The following is a 16,304-nucleotide window of genomic DNA, read 5'->3' on the forward strand; positions in this document are numbered from 1 at the left end:
AGGCCCCATGACCCGATTTCCAGGACAACGGATGGCTCTCGGCGCGGTTACGGCGATTGTCATGCTCGGTGCCGCCCCAGCGCAGGCACAGGATTTCTTCTCGGCATTGTTCGGCGGGATGGCGCGTGGTCGTGGCCTGGATATCTCGCTCCCTTTCGTCAATGAAGGTCCGCCGGTGCAGGAGCAGCGCCCTCGCGCAGCAAGCGGCGGGCGTCAGGCTTTTTGCGTGCGCACGTGCGATGGGCGTTACTTCCCGATATCAGCGACCGACAGTCAGAGCCGCGCGGCGTCGTGCAATAATTTCTGTCCGGCGAGCGATACCAAGGTTGTTTATGGCAGCAGTATCGACACGGCGGCGACCGAGAGCGGCAAGCCCTATTCCGAGCTGCCGAATGCATTCAAGTATCGCACCGAACTGGTGGCCGGGTGCACCTGCAACGGTAAGGACCAGATCGGTTTGGCACCGGTGAAGCTCGAGAACGATCCAACACTGCGCAAAGGCGATATCGTCGCCGGTGCCGATGGGCTGATGGTCACTGGCCGCGGCGCTGACAAACGCGGTGCATCGCTGAACATGTCGCCGGTGTCGCCGTCGGTGCAGGCGAAATATGAGCGCATGCCGGTCGTGGCGCGGGAATAATCCGCGCCACGTGATCGATTGCGCTTAAGCCGCGCGGATCTTCCCGAGGAAGTCCGTCACCTGAGTGCCGAGCTGGCGTGTCTGCGTCGCCAGCGTCTCTGATGCCACCTTCACATCCTGAGCGGCTGCACCAGCTGCGTCGGCATCGGCACTGACTCCGCTAATATTGTCCGACACGTTGCGGGTGCCATCGGCCGCCTGCTGGGTGCTGCGGGTAATTTCCTGCGTCGCCGCGCCCTGTTCTTCGACCGCAGCCGCAATCGCGGTGGCGACTTCATTCACTTCGCCGATAATGCCGCCGATTGACTTGATGGCTTCGATGGCCTCATTGGCGACCTTCTGGATATCCGCGATCTGTTCGGAAATATCCTCGGTCGCCTTGGCGGTCTGGCTGGCCAGCGACTTCACTTCCGATGCGACGACAGCGAAGCCGCGGCCGGCTTCGCCGGCGCGCGCCGCTTCGATGGTGGCATTGAGTGCCAGCAGGTTGGTCTGCGAGGCGATGTCGTTGATCAGCCCGACCACTTCGCCAATCCGGTTCGCAGTCTGGGCGAGGCCCTGAACGGTATTGTCGGTCTGCTGTGCCTGGCTGACGGCGCGGCTGGCTATGCCGGCTGCATGCGATGCTTGGCGGCTGATGTCGTTGATCGAGGCACTCAGCTCCTCGGCCGCGGCGGCAACGTTTTGCACATTCACTGAGGCTTCGCCGGAGGCGCGCGCAGCATCTTGCACGCGGGCATTGGTCTGGCTGGACACAGCGGCCATGCCATCGGATGTCGTGCTCATCTGATCGGAGGCGCTGCCCAGCGTGCCGAGCGTGTCGCGCATCTGGATTTCGAACATGCCGATATATTGCTCGATGGCCTGCTGGCGCTGGCTCGCATTGGCATTGCGATGGCGTTCCTGTGCCTCGATCTCGGCCTTTTCCATCGCTTGCTTCTTGAAGGTCTCCAGCGCACCGGCCAGTCCGCCGATTTCATCCTGGCGATCGGTATAGCCGGCATCGACGGTGAGATCGCCGCCCGCCACTTTCAGCATCGCGTCGCGGATGGTGAGCAGCGGCGTGGTGACACGGCGCGTGATGGTGACCATGGCGCCAACGACCAGCATGATGGCGGCCCCCAGTAGCACCAGTTGCAGGATCAGTGAGCGTTGCGCAGCAGACCACTGCACGAGGCTGTGGTTCTTGGCTTCATCAAGCGCGCGTTCGGCGACGACCACGGCTGTGCTCATCTTGTCCACGGTCAGCGGTGTCCAGGCCGTCGCCGGCATTTCGGGTTTCTCGCCGGTTGCGACGGCCTGAATCAGACGGTCGCGCAGTGCCAGATATTGCGGATCGAAGTAGGATGTTTTCGCTGCAGCGAGGGCCGAGACGAGACCCTGCGGCAGTTCAGTTCCCGACGATGCGATTTCCAAGGCATTCCATCCGGTCTCGATGCCGCCCGTCAGCTTCACATAGCTCCGCTGCAGCTCCGGCGAGATCTTGTTGACCGCGAGCGCGTTCGACACGATGACCGAGGCGTCGCCCGATGTGTTGCGCATCAGCCAGGCCATCTGCTTGATCGACAGTAACTGATCGATCACCGGATCGTTGTGGGTTACGGCGGCCGTGAGGGCGGAGGAGACTTTTTCGAGCATGGCCAGAACGGAATCGACATTGTCCTGGAATTCCTTGGCAAGGCCAGCGCGGCGCGAGGCCTTTGGCTTGCTCATCTGGTCCCAGGATTCGGTCTGCAACGCGATCAATGCCTGCATCAGCCGGTTAAATTCGGGCACCAGCGTCGCCTTGCCGGGGAAGTCGGCGGTGACCAGCAATTCTCCTGCTGTTTTCATTGCCGGCATTTCGGCGCCGCGGATACGGCGCAGATAGGCCTCAGTATCGGGCTGAATCACGATATCGGCGTTCAACGTGCGGAACGTCGTGGACCGGTCAGTGCGCAGATTGTGCATTGCCTTGAACACATGGCCGGATGCCTCGGCGATCGTCGACATGCGCCCCGCGACGTTGAGGCGCCCATATGATTCCCACGCGCTGAGAACCAGGAATATGACGACACAGACCGCCATGATGGCGATGACGGACTTGAGCAATGCGGAAACGGTCAATCGATGAAGCACAATGAATCCCCCAAAAAATATTTCGGTATTTAAGGCTGCAATTGGTAAATATTCACGCTCATGCCCGTCTTGATAAATACGTTTCTTGTAAAGCTACTTTAGGTGGAAAATTGTCGTGTCCGGCGACGCTTCAACGAAAAAAGCCCCGACGATGCCGGGGCTTTTGATGCTTGTCAGCGCTCGATGACGTGATTGATGAGACGCTGCCTAGGCAGCCCGGATCTTGCCGAGGAAGTCCGTTACCTGAGTGCCGAGCTGGCGCGTCTGCGTGGCCAGCGTTTCCGAGGCTACCTTCACATCCTGCGCGGCGGCGCCAGCTGCATCCGCATCGGCGCTGACGCCGGCGATGTTGTCCGACACATTGCGGGTGCCATCGGCGGCCTGCTGCGTGCTCCGGGTGATCTCCTGTGTCGCGGCTCCCTGTTCCTCGACGGCCGCGGCGATGGCAGTCGCTACTTCATTGACTTCGCCGATGATGCCGCCGATCGACTTGATTGCCTCGATGGCCTCATTGGCGACCTTCTGAATATCTGCGATCTGCTCGGAAATATCGTCGGTTGCCTTGGCGGTCTGGCTGGCCAGCGACTTCACTTCCGACGCGACGACCGCAAAGCCGCGTCCGGCCTCGCCAGCGCGCGCGGCTTCGATAGTGGCGTTGAGCGCCAGCAGGTTGGTCTGCGAAGCGATATCATTGATCAACCCGACCACCTCGCCGATCCGGTTGGCGGTCTTGGCGAGGCCTTGGACGGTGCCGTCGGTTTCCTGCGCCTGATTGACGGCGCGACTGGCGATTCCCGCGGCGTGCGCGGCCTGCCGGCTGATATCGTTGATCGACGAGCTCAGCTGTTCGGCGGCCGAGGCAACATTCTGCACGTTCAGGGAGGCTTCGCCCGAAGCTTTTGCTGCGACCTGCACGCGGGCATTGGTCTGGCTGGATACGACCGCCATGCCATCCGATGTGGTGTTCATCTGATCGGACGCGTTGCCGAGCGCGTTGAGCGCATCGCGCATCTGGACCTCGAAGGTCCCGAGGTGCTGTTCGATGGCCTGCTGCCGCTGGGTCGCGTCGGCGTTGCGATTGCGCTCCTGCTGTTCGATCTGTGCTTTCTCCTTGGCCTGTTGCTTGAAGGTCTCCAGAGCGCCGGCGAGCGCGCCGATTTCGTCCTTCCGTTCGGAATAGCCGGCATCGACGACGAGATCGCCTGCGGCGACTTTCAGCATCGCATCGCGAATGGTGTGCAGCGGGGTGATGACGCGGCGGGTGACGGCAACCATGCTGCCGAATGCTATGCCGAGCGCGGCTGCGAGCAGCGCCAGTTGCAGGATCAACGCGTGCTGCGCGGCAGTCCACTGCGTCAAGGTGTGGCTTTTGGCTTCATTCAGCGCTCGTTCGGCGACTGTAACCGCACTGGCCATGCGATCAACGGTGATTGGAGTCCATTCGCTCGCGGTGATTTCGGGCTTTTCGCCGCTCACTAGCGCATTCATGACACGGTCACGAAGAGCCATATATTGCGGGTCGAAATAAGCCACCTTCGCAGCAGCCATGGTTGCTGCCAGGTTGGGCGGCAGCTGCATTCCAGACGCGGACAATTCCAGCGCATTCCAGGCAGCGTCGATGCCGCCAACAAACTTGGTGTAGGCGAGCTTATTCTCAGGTGTGGCGCGCCCGACAGCAAGGCCGTTCGCGACGAGGAGGGATCCTTCGCCGGCGGTGTTGCGCAACAGCCAGGCCGCCTGTTTGATCGACAGTAATTGATCGATCATGGGATCGTTGTGGTTCACCGCGGCGGCGAGCTGGGCCGACACTTTTTCCAGTGTTTCAAGCAGCGCTTGGGTGGTCTCCATATACTCCTTGCCGAGGGCTGCACGGCGCGACGCCTTCGGCTTGCTCATCGCGTCCCAGGATTCGGTTTGCAGAGCGGTCAGCTTGTTGACCAGCTGGACCAGCGTCGGGTGCAGCGTCTTTTGATCGGCGAATTCGATGGTGGCAATGAGGTCAGCCGCTGCTCGCATCGCCGGCATCTCGGAATCGCGAATGGAGCGGAGATATTTTTCTCCGTCCGGCTGAATGACTGTCTCGTTGTTCAGGTTCCGGTTCGTCGATGCACGGTCGGTGCGCAGATTGTGCATCGCCTTGAAGGCATTCGCGGAGGCGTCCGCAATTACCGAGATGCGGCTGGCTGAACGTAGCCGCCCGTAGGAGTCCCAGGCTGTCGTTGCCAGAACGGCGACCACGCAGAGCGCCATGACCACGATGACAGATTGAAGCAATGCGGAAACGGTCAATCGATTGAACATCATGAATCCCCCAAATATTTGATTTAGTAAGGCTTCAAATGGTAAATATTTCCGATTGCACACGTATCGTGAAGTAGGCTTTAATACGGCTACTTTAGGTGGTTCGTGCGTAAGCGTTCTTGCGGCACGGCGATCGGTTCTGCTTCTCCGCGCGGGTTCGGCACTCCGCTGGTGGCGCGGATTTTACGTGACCGTCGGTGACCTGAGGGCCAGCTTGCGTGCCTAGTTTGGCGAGGTTCTTTTGTTCCGATCCGGGAACCCAATGCTCTCGCCCACGTTGGATCACTGTTGAGCAGCTGCGATGGCCGGGGCTGCTATTCGTTTCCATTGAGTCTGGGGGGATACGCACATGCTCGTCGGCGTCTTGATCACTTTTCTCGTCGTCATTCTCATTCTGTACTTGATCAATCTGTTGCCGATCGACGGCCGCGCGAAGCAGATTTGCCGCGTCGTCGTGATCATTCTCGGTGTGATCTCGCTGCTGAAATACATCGCGGTTTTCTAGCGAGATGGACTAACGAAAAAGCCCCGGCGGTTTGCCGGGGCTTTTTGCTATTGATAGTGCCGCTTGCGATCAAGCCAGCGCCTTCGCCTCGCGGCGGCGCGCCGTGAGGATGTATTCAGTATAGCCGTTCGGCTGTGTGCGTCCCTCGAAGATCAGGTCGCAGGCGGCCTTGAAGGCGACGCCGTCGAACGAGGGCGCCATGTTCTGATACAGCGCGTCGCCCTTGTTCTGCTCGTCCACCACCACAGCCATGCGCTTCAGCGATTCCATCACCTGATCCCTGGTAATGACGCCCTGATGCAGCCAGTTGGCAAGGTGCTGGGCGGAGATGCGCAGCGTGGCCCGATCTTCCATCAGGCCGACGCCATGAATGTCCGGCACCTTGGAACAGCCGACGCCCTGGTCGATCCAGCGTACGACATAGCCGAGGATACCCTGGCAGTTGTTGTCGATCTCCTGCTTCACATCATCCGGCGCCCAGTTCGACTGCGACACCGGAATGGTGAGGATGTCGGTGAGCTTGCCGCGCGGCCCGCCCTTGGCGAGATCCTTCTGGCGCGTGGCGACATCGATCTGATGATAGTGCAACGCGTGCAGCGTCGCGGCGGTGGGCGAGGGCACCCATGCGGTGGTGGCGCCGGCCTGCGGATGGCCGAGCTTCTGCGTGAGCATGTCCGCCATCTTGTCGGGCGCGGCCCACATGCCCTTGCCGATCTGGGCATGGCCCGGCAGGCCATCGATCAGGCCGACATCCACGTTCCACTCTTCATAAGCCTTGATCCACGGCGTCGCCTTCATGTCGTTCTTGCGGATCATCGGACCCGCTTCCATCGACGTGTGGATCTCGTCGCCGGTGCGGTCGAGGAAGCCTGTGTTGATAAACATGATGCGCTTGGATGCATTCTGGATACAGGCCTTGAGGTTCACCGTGGTGCGGCGTTCCTCATCCATGATGCCGACCTTCATGGTGTTCTCGGGCAGCGACAGCAGTTTCTCAACGTGCGCAAAGATTTCGCAGGTCAGCGCCACTTCATCGGGGCCGTGCATCTTCGGCTTGACGATATAGATCGAGCCGGTGCGGCTGTTGCGGATCGGACCCTTGCTCTTGAGGTCGTGGATTGCGATCAGGCCAGCAACGGCGGCATCAAGCAGGCCTTCCGGAATTTCCTCGCCGGCGCTGTCGAGCACCGCATCCGTAAACATGTGATGGCCGACATTGCGCATCAGCATCAGGCTGCGGCCATGCAGGGTCAGGTTCTTGCCGTCGATCGTCTTATAGACACGGTCTTCATTGAGCGAACGCTTTAGCGTCTTGCCGCCCTTTTCGAAATCGGCCGAGAGCGTGCCGTTCATCAGGCCCAGCGTGTTGCGATAGACCAGCACCTTGTCGTCAGCGTCCACGGTGGCGACGCTGTCTTCCATGTCGAGAATGGTCGAGACGGCCGACTCCATGATCATGTCGGCAACACCAGCGGAGTCGTCCTTGCCAATGGTGTTGGTTCGATCGATCTTCACTTCGATATGCAGGCCGTTATTGACCAGCAGGATCGAGGTCGGGGTGGCGAGCTCGCCGAGATAGCCAGCGAGCTGGGATTCGTTCTTCAGCGCGGTGAGGTTGCCGCTCTTGAGCTTGGCCGAGAGCTGGCCCGCAATGATGCTGTAGGCCGTGACATCGGTGTGGCTGCCGGTAGCGAGCGGCGCGGCCTGATCGAGGAAGGCTTTTGCCTTGGCGATGACTTTGTCGCCGCGTGCCTTATTGTAGCCTTTGCCACCTTCAGACGGATCGTGCGGGATCGCATCGGTGCCGTAGAAGGCATCGTAGAGACTGCCCCAGCGCGCATTTGCGGCATTCAGCGCGTAGCGCGCATTGGTGAGCGGCACCACGAGCTGCGGGCCGCAGATCTGGCCGATCTCGATATCGACATTGGCAGTCTCGACCTGCTTGGTCGCGGGCTCCGGGAGGAGGTAGCCGATTTCCTTGAGGAACGCCGTATAGGCGTTCATGTCGAAGGCGCCCTTATTGGCCAGATGCCAGGCATCGATCTTGGCCTGCAGCGTATCGCGCACCTTGAGCAGTTCGCGGTTCTTCGGGCCCAGGTCTTTGATGAGAGCGGCGACGCCGGCCCAGAACGCATCCGGCTGGATGCCGGTCCCGGGGGCGGCTTCCTTGGCGATGAAGTCGAACAGGACGGGGGCGATCTGCAGTCCGTGGGCGTCGATGCGTTTCATGGTGTCTTTCTCGCGAGAAGCGGCAATTCTGCTCTAATTTCAGGGAGTATAAGCATAAACGGCGCCAAACCGCGGCGCCCATGGGACCTTTTAACGCCAAACGCTACCCGGTGAGAAGTCCCCTAAAGGGATCAGTGGCCGGGCGGCCGGGCCGGGGCCTGCGCGTGATCCGGCGAGATCCGCTCCAGCGCCACCTTGATCACGATGGTGAGCAGTGCCACGGCCGTCAGCACCGTTGCCGCTGCGAAGGCGCCGGCGACATTGTAGTCCTGATACAGAAGTTCGATCTGCAACGGCAACGTCGTGGTCTGGCCGCGGATGTTGCCGGAGACGACGGAGACGGCGCCAAATTCACCCATCACGCGGGCATTGCACAGGATCGCGCCATAGAGCACGGCCCAGCGCACATTCGGCAGCGTGACCCGCATGAAGGTCGCAAAGCCGGAAGCGCCGAGTGTGACGGCGGCCTCTTCCTCATCGGTGCCCTGCACCTGCATGAGCGGGATCAACTCACGCGCCACGAAGGGCGCGGTCACGAACATGCTGGCGAGCACGATCGCCGGCAGCGCGAACATCACCTTGATGCCCATGGCCTCGATCAGCGGGCCGAACAGGCCCTGCGAGCCATAGACGAAGATATAGGCGACGCCGGCGACGATCGGCGAGATAGAATAGGGCAGTTCGATCAGCGAAATGAGGAGCGTGCGGCCTGGGAAGACGAACTTGGTCACTGTCCACGCCGCGGCGAGGCCGAACACGATGTTGATCGGCACAGCGATCAGCGCGGTGGTGACTGTCAACAGAATGGCATGCTGCGTGCCGGGCTCGGTGAGGCTGTTGAAGAACGTGCCGATGCCTTGCGACAGCGCTGAACTGAAGATCAAAGCCAGCGGTGCGATCAGGAACAGCAATGTGAGGATCGCGACGATGCCAAGTACCACGCGGCGCGTCACCGGGCCGGCACCGACGGGCGTCACCATCCATTCGGTATGGGCCCGTTCACTCGTCGGATGCGACATCACACATCTCCCCGGCCGAGATAACGCAGGTTCCAGGCCTGCACCGCGTTGGTGACAATCAGCATGGCGAAAGCCATCGCCAGCATTACCACGGCAATCGCGGCGGCAGCTTGGTAGTTGTATTCCTCGAGCCGAATATAGGTCAGCAGGGCAACGATCTCGGTCTTCATCGGCTGGTTGCCGGCGATGAAAATCACCGCGCCGAATTCGCCGAGGCTGCGTGCGAAGGACAGCGAGCAGCCGGCGAGGAACGCCGGAAAGATCGCCGGGAAGATTACGCGCCAGAGAATCTGCAGATCATTGGCGCCGAGCGAGCGGCCGGCTTCCTCGACATCGGAGCCGAGATCCTCGATCACCGGCTGCACCGTGCGCACCACAAAGGGAATGCTGGTAAAGGCCATCGCGATGGCGATGCCGAGCGGTGCGTAGGCGACCTGGATGCCAAGTGCATCGAGCGGTGCGCCGAACCAGCCTTTCTTGGAAAACAGCGCCGTCAGCGCGAGGCCGGCCACGGCGGTCGGCAGCGCGAAGGGCACGTCGACCAGCGCGTCGAGAATGCGCTTGCCGGGAAATTGATAGCGCGCCAGCACCCAGGCGAGCAGCAGGCCGTAGATGGCGTTGAATGCGGTGGCCGCCAGCGCCATCGTCACCGTGACGCGGATGGCCGACAGTGTGCGCGGCGACGACAGGATGTCCCACAATTGCGCAAGCCCGACGTCCGAGGCTTTCAGGATCAGCGCGCAGAGCGGCAACAGCACGATCGCTCCGAGATAAAAGAGCGTAATGCCGAGCGAGAGCCCGAAACCTGGAATGACGCTACGTCGCAAGGGAAGGTCCGTGTGTGAAGCCGTTGGGGCTTCTCTTAGACGATTTGCACGGAAAGGGAATGCGGCGAGGTCGTCTAATGCAGGCGCCCGTCCTCTCCCATGTCATGGCCGGGCAAAGCGCGAAGCGCCGCTTCGCTAGATGTTCCCGGCCATCCACGTCTTTAGTCCATTTGCAGCGAAGACGTGGATGCCCGGGTCAAGCCCGGGCATGACGGAGTTTGTGGTTCACTTCCCGCCGAACAGCGTGTCCAGCTTCGCGCCGGGATTGAGGTGTTCGGCATTCAGCTTGTCCCAACCGCCGAATTCGTCCTCGACGCGGTACAGCTTCACTTCCGGGAATTTGTCCTTGTATTTTGCCATCACGGTCTTGTCGGTGACGCGGTTATAGCCCTTGGCTTCGATGTCCTGGCCTTCCGGCGAATACAGGAATTCAAGATAGGCGGTCGCGAGGGCCTTGGTGCCGTGCTTGTCGGCATATTTGTCGACGACGGTCACCGGGAATTCGGCGAGCACGCTGGTCGGTGGCACCACCACTTCATACTTGTCCTTGCTGCCGGCATCTTTGCCCGCGAGGTCGCGGATCGACGAGGTCTCGGCCTCGAAGGTGATCAGCACATCGCCGGTACCGCGCTCGACGAAGGTCGTGGTGGCGGCGCGGCCGCCGGTGTCGAACACCGGGACATTGGCGAACAGCTTCTTGATGAAGTCATCAGCCTTGTCAGCACCATACTTGTTCTTTGCGAAGGCATATGCGGCCAGATAGGTGTAGCGCGCATTGCCTGAGGTCTTCGGATTCGGGAAAATCACCTGCACGCCCGGCTTCACCAGATCGTCCCAGTCCTTGATGCCCTTTGGATTTCCGGCGCGCACCAGGAAGGCCGGCAGCGAGTAATAAGGCGAGGAATTATTCGGCAGCCGCTTGGCCCAATCGGCCGGAATGAGCTTGCCGCGATCATACAGTACCTGCACGTCGGTGACCTGGTTGAAGGTCACCACATCGGCCTCGAGGCCTTCGAGGATCGAGCGCGCCTGGCGCGACGAGCCGTTATGCGACTGGTTGATGGTGACGTCCTGGCCGGTTTTGGCCTTCCACTGCTTGGCGAAAGCAACGTTGATCTCGGCATAGAGCTCGCGCGAGATGTCGTAGGAGACATTGAGCAGCGTGTTCGGCGTCTGCGCCTGGGCGGGTGCAGTCGCGAGAATGCCGAGTCCGGCGGCGAGAGCGATGATGAAACGGTTCACGTGTAGTCCCCTGTGAGTGAGAGCGATCGGATGGCCGGGAGCGGCGGCTGCGGCGTTTTGCCCGGCAAACGGTCCGGAATTTGCTGCGCAACGGGGGCGGGCACGGGCGCGGTTTCACGCAACTCCTGCGTCGGCCGACCGTTATTGAGAAGAAGCATCTACGACGCTTGGTGTTTGAGGGTAAAAATTCTATAGTTAGAACGCCTCGAAGAAGATAAAATCTTCTCTTTGCGCCTCGTTATCGAGAGATATATAGAATATAATTCCAGTCAACCCCCGAATTTTGGGGCAGCGGAGTATGTATGCGGTTTCTGCCTGTCTTCCTCGATTTGCAGACCGGGCCGATCATTCTTGTCGGCCAGGGCGAATTCGTGCGCGCCAAGCTGAGGCTGCTGCTGGCGGCCGGTGCGCGGATTCGCTGGTACGCGACGGACGGCAATCGTGACACGTCCGGGCTCGATGCCGAGGGCGTGGCGCGCATTGAGCATGTCGAGGGCGATCCGGTGACCGCCGATCTTTCGGGGTGCATCGCGGTGCTCTGCGCCGGCACCGGTGAACTCGGTCACGCGGTGGCTGCCCGCGCCAAAGCGAGCGGCGTGCCCGTCAATGTAATGGATGAGCTTGCGCACTCCACTTTCATCTTTCCGGCCATCGTCGACCGCGGCGATGTGGTCGTCGCCGTTGGAACCGGCGGTGCGTCGCCGGTGGTGGCGCGGCGTGTACGCGAAAAGATTGAGGCGATGCTGCCTGCGCGGATCGGCGATCTCGCGGGCTTCATCGGGCGCTGGCGCAAACCGATCAACGACAAGATCGTCGAGGCTCCGTTGCGTCGCAGGTTCTGGGAGCGCATCGTCGATGGTCCGATCGGCGCGCTGGTGCTGGCGGGGCGTGGTACCGAGGCCGAGAAGGCGCTGACGGAAATCGCCGATCTCTCGATCTATGCTGGTGCAGCGCAGACCGGCGTTGTCGAAGGTCACGTCACGCTGGTGGGAGCAGGGCCGGGCGATCCGGATCTCCTGACCATCAAGGCGCTGCGTGCGCTGCAGGACGCGGACATTGTATTTTACGACGAACTGGTGTCCCCCGAAGTGCTCGACCGCATCCGCCGGGATGCATCGCGCATTCCCGTGGGTCGCCGGGTCGGCAAGCCCGGTATCGGTCAGGATGCGATCCACAAATTGCTGATCGAAGCCGCGAAAGCTGGGCAACGCGCCGTGCGCTTGAAGGGCGGCGATCCCTTCATCTTCGGGCGCGGTGGCGAGGAGATCGAAGCGCTGCGCGAAGCGGGTGTTGCTTACTCAGTTATTCCCGGCATCACCGCAGGCCTTGGCGCTGCAGCTATGTTCGAGGCGCCGCTGACTTATCGCCGCGAAGCGCTGCGCATCACCTTCCTGACGGCTCACAAGGAAAAGGACGCCGACAAGGTCGACTGGTCGACGCTCACCGACGAGAAGATGACCGTCGTTGTTTATATGGGTATGACCGCTGCCCCCACGATCCGCGCTGGATTGCTCGCTGCCGGGCGCTCGCCACAAACGCCGGTTGGCGTGTTTGCGCGCGTGACGCGTCCGGACGCGCAAGCGGCGGTGGGTATGCTCGACGATCTCCCGGCGCTGGTCGACCAGATCGATGGCGGTCCGGCGGTTCTCATCATTGGCGATGTCGTGGCGCATTCCGCGCCGTGGCGGGCCGCTCAGATCAACAAGCTCGTTTCAGATTTATTGGTGGCTGCCGAATGACCTCTCCGCTGCAACAGAAAATCAAGATCACCGGCCCGTCGGTGGTGACTGCCAACCGTACCTGGGACGGCGTGGTGATTTATCGCGATGCCCATAAAGGCTGGACCACCGACCTCGCAGAGGCTGCCATCGTGCGCACTGCCGATGATGCGCGTGCGCTGCTTGCTGAATCCACAGCCGATGACGTTGGCGCCATCGGTCCCTATATCGCGCCGGTCGCCGTGAACGACAACGGCACCGTCGAGCCCGGCAATCTCCGTGAACAGATTCGCCGCAAGGGCGTCACCATTGACCTTCCGGCTTCGGCTTAAGGCACCTGAATTATGTATGCTTATGATGAAATCGATCGCACGCTGATCAACGAGCGTGTCTCGGAATTCCGCGATCAGGTGAAGCGCCGCCTCGCAGGTGAACTCACCGAAGACGAGTTCAAGATGCTGCGGTTGATGAACGGCGTTTATCTTCAGCTTCACGCCTATATGTTCCGCGTCGCCATTCCCTATGGCACGCTGTCATCGCCGCAACTGCGCAAGATGGCGCATGTGGCGCGACGCTATGACCGCGGCTATGGCCACTTCACCACACGGCAGAACATCCAATTCAATTGGATCAAGCTCGCCGATCTGCCGGATGCGCTGGAAGATCTTGCTTCGGTCGGCATCCACGCGATGCAGACCTCGGGCAATTGCACACGCAATGTCACCACCGATCAATGGGCAGGTGTCGCGCCGGGCGAGGTCGAGGATCCACGCATCTGGGCGGAATTGCTGCGGCAGTATTCGACCATGCATCCGGAATTCTCGTTCCTGCCACGCAAGTTTAAGATTGCGATCACTGCGTCGGCCCATGATCGCGCGGCGATCAAGGTGCATGACATCGGTCTGCGAATTCACAAGAACGAGGTCGGCGAAACTGGCTTCGAAGTGTTGGTCGGCGGTGGCCTCGGTCGCACACCATTCATCGGCAAGGTGATCAAGCCGTTCGTGCACGGCCGCGACATTCTGAGCTACGTCGAGTCCATCCTGCGCGTCTACAACCAGTATGGCCGCCGCGACAATATCTACAAGGCGCGCATCAAGATTCTGGTTCATGAGCTGGGCATCGAGAAATTCGCCGCCGAAGTTGAGGATGAGTGGCTGGCGACGCGCGAGAGTGCGCTGACGCTGGACAACGAGGTTGTCGAGGATATCCGCTCGCGCTTCAGCTATCCGCACTATCAGAAGCTTTCCGACACGCCGGACGAGCTGGCGGCCGCGTCGGCCGATCCGCATTTTGCGCGCTGGCTCAAGAACTCGGTCGCGCCGCATCAGCAGACCGGCTACGCCATCGTGACATTGTCGTTGAAGCCGGTGGGCGGCCCGCCCGGCGATGCCACGGCTGAACAAATGGATGCGGTCGCCGATCTTGCCGACAAATACTCGTTCGGCGAAATCCGCGTGGGCCACGAGCAGAACCTCGCGCTGCCGAATGTCGCCAAACGCGACCTGCCGGCGCTGTGGCGGCAGCTCGACAAGCTCGGTCTCGCGACGCCGAACGTCAATCTGGTCACCGACATCATCGCATGCCCCGGCCTCGACTACTGCTCGCTGGCCAATACGCGTTCGATCCCGATCGCGCAGGAACTGACGCGGCGTTTCGCCAATCACGATCTCGCGGAGCTGATCGGTCGGCTGCATATCAACATCTCCGGCTGCATCAATGCCTGCGGCCATCACCATGTCGGCCATATCGGTATTCTCGGCGTCGAGAAGAACGGTGAGGAATTCTTCCAGATCACAATCGGTGGCCGTGCCGACGAGCATGCCGTGGTCGGCACCCTGATCGGACCGGCGGTGCCTTTTGCCGAGGTAGCCGACGTCATTGAGGATATCGTCGAAGCCTATTTGGCACTGCGTGCCCGGCCGGACGAATTGTTTGTCCAGACTGTCGAACGCCTCGGCGTCGAGCCGTTCAAGGAGCGCGTTTATGCCACTCGTTAAGCAAGGCAAGATCGTTGCCGACGGCTATATTCACGTGGCCGACGATGCGGAGATTCCGGTCGACGGAGCGGCGTTGATTCCGGCTGCGCGTTTTCTCGCCGATCCGGAGGCGCTGCTGAAGCGCAGCAGCCCGACCGGTGTGATCTGGCCGAATAACCGCGATCCGGAAGAGCTGGTGCCTTATCTCGACAGGCTCGCGGTGGTCGCGCTGGTCTTCCCGTCGTTCCGCGACGGCCGAGCCTACAGCCAGGCGCGCCTGCTGCGCGAGCGCTACAAATACAAGGGCGAATTACGGGCAACCGGCCAGGTGTTGCGCGATCAGTTCGTCATCATGCTGCGCGCCGGTTTCGATTCATTCGAAGTGAAGAAGGATGCCGACGCGGAAGCCTTCGCGGCCACAGTGAAGCGTTACACGGTGTTCTATCAGCCGACCGGCGATGGTCGCATCACGGCGCTGCATCAGCGCATGCAGTTGCGTCATGCGGAGAACGCGCGCTAATTCGCCGCATGTCGACGGCTTTCGCAGCGTTGGTTGATGACAAATGACCAGCGCGCGATACGGTCTCCATACGAAGGCATATTCATAGCACATTGCTGCCGTCATGCCGCCAACATTGGAATCTGGTTTCGTTGACTTAGCGGTGCTTCTTCAAGATTTTGCCCCCACCTCATGACGATCGTGTCGTGAGGTTGGATGGAGATCAAAATGGTCCGTCGTATTCTTCCCGTCATTGCGGGTCTCTTAATTGCAACATCGGCGCACGCGGCAGACATTTCGCTGCTCAACGTGTCGTATGACCCGACGCGCGAGCTGTATGTCGATTTCAACAAATCATTCGCTGCTGCGTATCAGAAGGAAACCGGCAAGAGCGTCGAGATCAAGCAGTCGCATGGCGGCTCGGGGGCGCAGGCGCGCTCTGTGATCGATGGTCTGCAAGCCGATGTGGTCACCCTCGCGCTCGCTTATGACATCGACGCAATCGCGAATAAGGGTCTGCTGGCCAAGGACTGGCAGAAGCGCCTGGCGCAGAATTCATCACCCTATACGTCGACCATCGTGTTCCTCGTGCGCAAGGGTAACCCCAAGGCCATCAAGGACTGGGACGATCTGATCAAGAGCGGCGTCAGCGTCATCACGCCGAATCCGAAGACTTCTGGCGGTGCGCGCTGGAACTATCTCGGCGCCTGGGGCTATGCTCTGAAGAAATATGGATCGCAGGACAAGGCAAAGGAATTCGTCGGTAACATCTTCAAGAACGTTCCGGTTCTCGATACCGGCGCGCGTGGCTCGACCATCACCTTCGTCCAGCGCGGCGTCGGCGATGTCTTGCTGGCCTGGGAAAACGAGGCGTATCTGGCAATCCAGGAATTCGGCAAGGACAAGTTCGAGATCGTCGCGCCGTCGCTTTCAATTCTCGCCGAGCCGCCGGTCGCCGTCGTTGATACCGTCACTGATAAAAAGGGTACTAAAGCCGCTGCCGAGGCCTATCTGAAATACTGGTACACCAAGGAAGGTCAGGAGATCGCCGCGCGCAATTTCTATCGTCCGCGTGATGCCGATATTGCCAAAAAGTACGAGGCTTCCTTCGCCAAGGTTGATCTGCTTACGATCGATGACGTGTTCGGAGGTTGGACCAAGGCGCAGAGCGAGCACTTTACCGACGGCGGCGTGTTCGACAAGATCTACAAGAACTGATCGTTCGCA

The 16,304-nt window shown here is 60.8% G+C and carries 13 protein-coding genes; 7 read left to right on the forward strand and 6 right to left on the reverse strand.

Translation table 11 applies throughout. The features are described from left to right. The first annotated feature begins 7 nt into the window (after positions 1-7). Complete coding sequence (locus LPB73_RS04120; RefSeq protein WP_231079707.1) at positions 8-640, forward strand: DUF2865 domain-containing protein; 633 nt, start codon at positions 8-10, stop codon at positions 638-640. A 24-nt stretch (positions 641-664) separates the two neighbouring features. Here the strand turns inward: LPB73_RS04120 and LPB73_RS04125 are convergent, their stop codons facing one another. Together LPB73_RS04125 and LPB73_RS04130 are read right to left on the reverse strand one after the other, a co-directional pair. Next, entirely contained in the window at positions 665-2,758 is a 2,094-nt protein-coding gene (locus tag LPB73_RS04125; protein ID WP_231079708.1) for a methyl-accepting chemotaxis protein, read from the reverse strand. 207 nt (positions 2,759-2,965) lie between these two features. Then, positions 2,966-5,059, reverse strand: a complete 2,094-nt coding sequence (locus LPB73_RS04130; RefSeq protein ID WP_231079709.1) for a methyl-accepting chemotaxis protein — start codon at positions 5,057-5,059, stop codon at positions 2,966-2,968. Positions 5,060-5,408: 349 nt separating this feature from the next. On the opposite strand from LPB73_RS04130, the gene LPB73_RS04135 reads away from it, so the two are divergent. Continuing rightward, entirely contained in the window at positions 5,409-5,564 is a 156-nt protein-coding gene (locus LPB73_RS04135; RefSeq protein ID WP_086937086.1) for a Thivi_2564 family membrane protein, read from the forward strand. Between the two features lie 69 nt (positions 5,565-5,633). Here the strand turns inward: LPB73_RS04135 and LPB73_RS04140 are convergent, their stop codons facing one another. The 4 genes from LPB73_RS04140 to cysP form a co-directional block, all read right to left on the reverse strand. Further along, positions 5,634-7,793 (reverse strand): malate synthase G, encoded by a 2,160-nt coding sequence (locus LPB73_RS04140; protein WP_231079710.1) that lies wholly within the window; start codon positions 7,791-7,793, stop codon positions 5,634-5,636. Positions 7,794-7,924: 131 nt separating this feature from the next. Next, positions 7,925-8,812 (reverse strand): sulfate ABC transporter permease subunit CysW, encoded by an 888-nt coding sequence (gene cysW, locus LPB73_RS04145; RefSeq protein ID WP_093756819.1) that lies wholly within the window; start codon positions 8,810-8,812, stop codon positions 7,925-7,927. Next, on the reverse strand, positions 8,812-9,639 hold the full coding sequence (gene cysT / locus LPB73_RS04150; RefSeq protein ID WP_089265424.1) for a sulfate ABC transporter permease subunit CysT: 828 nt from the start codon (positions 9,637-9,639) through the stop codon (positions 8,812-8,814). Before cysT ends, cysW begins: the two co-directional genes overlap by 1 nt. 225 nt (positions 9,640-9,864) lie before the next feature. Further along, on the reverse strand, positions 9,865-10,881 hold the full coding sequence (gene cysP / locus LPB73_RS04155; RefSeq protein WP_231079711.1) for a thiosulfate ABC transporter substrate-binding protein CysP: 1,017 nt from the start codon (positions 10,879-10,881) through the stop codon (positions 9,865-9,867). A gap of 302 nt (positions 10,882-11,183) precedes the next feature. Here cysP and cysG point away from each other — a divergent pair, with 302 nt between their 5' ends. The 5 genes from cysG (at position 11,184) to LPB73_RS04180 (ending at position 16,295) form a co-directional block, all read left to right on the forward strand. Continuing rightward, complete coding sequence (gene cysG, locus LPB73_RS04160; RefSeq protein ID WP_231079712.1) at positions 11,184-12,620, forward strand: siroheme synthase CysG; 1,437 nt, start codon at positions 11,184-11,186, stop codon at positions 12,618-12,620. Next, positions 12,617-12,931, forward strand: coding sequence for a DUF2849 domain-containing protein (locus LPB73_RS04165; RefSeq protein WP_089265421.1), 315 nt, complete (start codon positions 12,617-12,619; stop codon positions 12,929-12,931). The genes cysG and LPB73_RS04165 overlap by 4 nt, the downstream gene beginning before the upstream one ends. Positions 12,932-12,943: 12 nt before the next feature. Continuing rightward, entirely contained in the window at positions 12,944-14,599 is a 1,656-nt protein-coding gene (locus LPB73_RS04170) for a nitrite/sulfite reductase (protein ID WP_231079713.1), read from the forward strand. Next, the gene (locus LPB73_RS04175; RefSeq protein ID WP_231079714.1) at positions 14,586-15,098 is read left to right on the forward strand and encodes a DUF934 domain-containing protein; all 513 of its coding nucleotides are present in this window, start codon (positions 14,586-14,588) and stop codon (positions 15,096-15,098) included. Before LPB73_RS04170 ends, LPB73_RS04175 begins: the two co-directional genes overlap by 14 nt. Before the next feature lie 207 nt (positions 15,099-15,305). Beyond that, positions 15,306-16,295, forward strand: a complete 990-nt coding sequence (locus tag LPB73_RS04180; RefSeq protein WP_231079715.1) for a sulfate ABC transporter substrate-binding protein — start codon at positions 15,306-15,308, stop codon at positions 16,293-16,295. The last annotated feature ends 9 nt before the right edge of the window (positions 16,296-16,304 follow it).

It is taken from the genome of Tardiphaga sp. 37S4, from assembly GCF_021044645.1.
In the GTDB taxonomy this organism is placed as follows: Bacteria; Pseudomonadota; Alphaproteobacteria; order Rhizobiales; family Xanthobacteraceae; genus Tardiphaga; species Tardiphaga robiniae.

What these genes read in the sequence shown, in the direction of transcription:
- LPB73_RS04120 (WP_231079707.1), top strand. Translation starts at nt 8, where the DNA reads ATGACCCGATTTCCAGGACAACGGATGGCTCTCGGCGCGGTTACGGCG.
- LPB73_RS04130 (WP_231079709.1), bottom strand. Translation starts at nt 5,059, where the DNA reads ATGTTCAATCGATTGACCGTTTCCGCATTGCTTCAATCTGTCATCGTG.
- LPB73_RS04135 (WP_086937086.1), top strand. Translation starts at nt 5,409, where the DNA reads ATGCTCGTCGGCGTCTTGATCACTTTTCTCGTCGTCATTCTCATTCTG.
- LPB73_RS04140 (WP_231079710.1), bottom strand. Translation starts at nt 7,793, where the DNA reads ATGAAACGCATCGACGCCCACGGACTGCAGATCGCCCCCGTCCTGTTC.
- cysW (WP_093756819.1), bottom strand. Translation starts at nt 8,812, where the DNA reads ATGTCGCATCCGACGAGTGAACGGGCCCATACCGAATGGATGGTGACG.
- cysG (WP_231079712.1), top strand. Translation starts at nt 11,184, where the DNA reads ATGCGGTTTCTGCCTGTCTTCCTCGATTTGCAGACCGGGCCGATCATT.
- LPB73_RS04165 (WP_089265421.1), top strand. Translation starts at nt 12,617, where the DNA reads ATGACCTCTCCGCTGCAACAGAAAATCAAGATCACCGGCCCGTCGGTG.
- LPB73_RS04170 (WP_231079713.1), top strand. Translation starts at nt 12,944, where the DNA reads ATGTATGCTTATGATGAAATCGATCGCACGCTGATCAACGAGCGTGTC.
- LPB73_RS04175 (WP_231079714.1), top strand. Translation starts at nt 14,586, where the DNA reads ATGCCACTCGTTAAGCAAGGCAAGATCGTTGCCGACGGCTATATTCAC.
- LPB73_RS04180 (WP_231079715.1), top strand. Translation starts at nt 15,306, where the DNA reads ATGGTCCGTCGTATTCTTCCCGTCATTGCGGGTCTCTTAATTGCAACA.